At 41.9% G+C, this 2,259-nt stretch carries 4 protein-coding genes; all 4 read right to left on the bottom strand.

The window, feature by feature from the left end:
- Positions 1-52: 52 nt before the first annotated feature.
- The gene (locus tag DW800_RS19430; protein WP_119958288.1) at positions 53-778 is read right to left on the bottom strand and encodes a DUF1566 domain-containing protein; all 726 of its coding nucleotides are present in this window, start codon (positions 776-778) and stop codon (positions 53-55) included.
- Between the two features lie 131 nt (positions 779-909).
- Positions 910-1,287, bottom strand: coding sequence for a hypothetical protein (locus DW800_RS19425; protein WP_035449785.1), 378 nt, complete (start codon positions 1,285-1,287; stop codon positions 910-912).
- 131 nt (positions 1,288-1,418) lie between these two features.
- On the bottom strand, positions 1,419-1,796 hold the full coding sequence (locus DW800_RS19420; protein WP_035449785.1) for a hypothetical protein: 378 nt from the start codon (positions 1,794-1,796) through the stop codon (positions 1,419-1,421).
- 91 nt (positions 1,797-1,887) lie between these two features.
- Positions 1,888-2,259 (bottom strand): hypothetical protein (locus tag DW800_RS19770; protein WP_165859908.1); only part of this gene is annotated, 372 nt, incomplete at its 5' end.

Genomic DNA, 2,259 nt, shown 5'->3' with positions numbered 1-2,259 from the left:
GTTTCATTTATAAGATTTGTATCTGTTAAAGAGTTATATTCCCAAGAACCATCTAATATAAAAATGCTGAAACGGGGCGAACTCTGTTCGTGCCCGCCGCCTTAGCGTCGCTGCTCGCGCTGCCGTTGGTGAGGTACAAACCCCACGCGTTGGCCGCGCTGAACTCGGTAGAACTCCAGTGCCACGTTTCGGATAACTGTGTTGCGCCCTCGATAAGCGATAACGCATAATTGATTTTACGCATATTGGCGTAAATCATCATCAACTCACCTAACGACGGCAACCACCAACGCCCGGCGGTCAAACCTTTGCCGTTTGCATTTACGCGGCTGTACTGCGCGCAGTAACCCGGTGCGTAACTTGCGCTGCTACATTCGGCGTGCGTAATCTGTGCTGTGGTGCTGGCCTTACCCGTCCAGTCGTCTAACGCTGTCAGTCGGTCGGTTGTGGTCTTACCTCCACCGCTAACGGCTGCGCTACTCCAATGCAGCGACGTTTCGGTAGGTGCTACGACTAAGATTTTGCCGCCCTCGACGACTACCACGCCCTCGGCTATTTCGCCGCTACTCTGATAGCTCGCCCACTTGTCCGGCTTAACCATAAGCGGGTAATTATCGCTCTTACGATGGAACATGATAAATACCCCTTCGGACAACGAATCAAATACACTGAGTTTCATTTTCCCCTGGCTATTTCCTTCTTCCACAAACACATAGTCTGCATCAGTTACTATCTGGCACTGGTTCATTACTTGACTTATGTTTACCTTCTCTATCATATCCCTTGTACTTTTGAGGGTCAAAGGATATGACGGAAATAAGTAATAAACAACAATGAGCACAATAAAAGTAAAAGTTACTGAGCAATTTATATCGAGAACGAGTAAGGAAGGCAGGGGAATAACCCCTGCTAATAATTAGTTATCTGCATGACATTTATATATGCTTCTGTACTTCTCCCATTTTTTACATATACATTGCCATTTGACGTTTTTTTATTCAATATGATTTTGCCTCCAGCGGTAAAATCAGTTGAAATGCTATTTCCATCGCTCAACAGTATATTGGATGATACTCCGGCACCCACCATGATTAGAGCTGCCGCACCAGAATCGCTATTTCTTACCAGATATGCCCCATAATAAGCAGTACCCAAATCATATTCCTCCCCCGGTTGTAATGTCAGTCTCCAGGTAGGGAACATCTCATTCCTGATATTCTTTATATTGAGCTGCCTTGTGATGGCATTTATCACGTTTGTGTCTGTTATCAGAACCTTCTCTATCATATCCCTTGTACTTTTGAGGGTCAAAGGATATGACGGAAATAAGTAATAAACAACAATGAGCACAATAAAAGTAAAAGTTACTGAGCAATTTATATCGAGAACGAGTAAGGAAGGCAGGGGAATAACCCCTGCTAATAATTAGTTATCTGCATGACATTTATATATGCTTCTGTACTTCTCCCATTTTTTACATATACATTGCCATTTGACGTTTTTTTATTCAATATGATTTTGCCTCCAGCGGTAAAATCAGTTGAAATGCTATTTCCATCGCTCAACAGTATATTGGATGATACTCCGGCACCCACCATGATTAGAGCTGCCGCACCAGAATCGCTATTTCTTACCAGATATGCCCCATAATAAGCAGTACCCAAATCATATTCCTCCCCCGGTTGTAATGTCAGTCTCCAGGTAGGGAACATCTCATTCCTGATATTCTTTATATTGAGCTGCCTTGTGATGGCATTTATCACGTTTGTGTCTGTTATCAGAACCTTCTCTATCATATCCCATGTACTTTTGAGGGTCGTCATTTTCGGATAAAAACGACAACCGGTTTAACATTTTGTTTTTATTCTCGTTTTGTTTAATATTTTGCTAATTAATTGGGTCTTCGTAAGTACGTTCTTCCAATTCCGCATAAGAATAGGCTACGTCCGTTCCTTTAGTTAGAATCCATATTGCACCTAATGACATGAACTCATATACTCCGCTTTTTGATATAGCGATCTTATTGCAATAATGATATTCATTATTTTCAAATGTAAGTTCATTAAATCCATCTGTTGTTACAACTGAAGTATAACCATAAGTGTTTCCCATTGCTGCATTATATATTGTCAACGAGATTTTCATCCCATTATATTGGACAGCCTCTGGAAGCATATACATACTCTGGGAAATTCGGTTTGGACGGCCATTCCGAAATTCAGAGCCAAAAGCCGGATTCAAAAAGAAATACCCCTCGTT

It is taken from the genome of Bacteroides sp. AM32-11AC, from assembly GCF_003603515.1.
GTDB classification, from domain to species: Bacteria; Bacteroidota; Bacteroidia; order Bacteroidales; family Bacteroidaceae; genus Bacteroides; species Bacteroides uniformis.
This window is presented reverse-complemented; position numbering and strand designations above follow the sequence as displayed.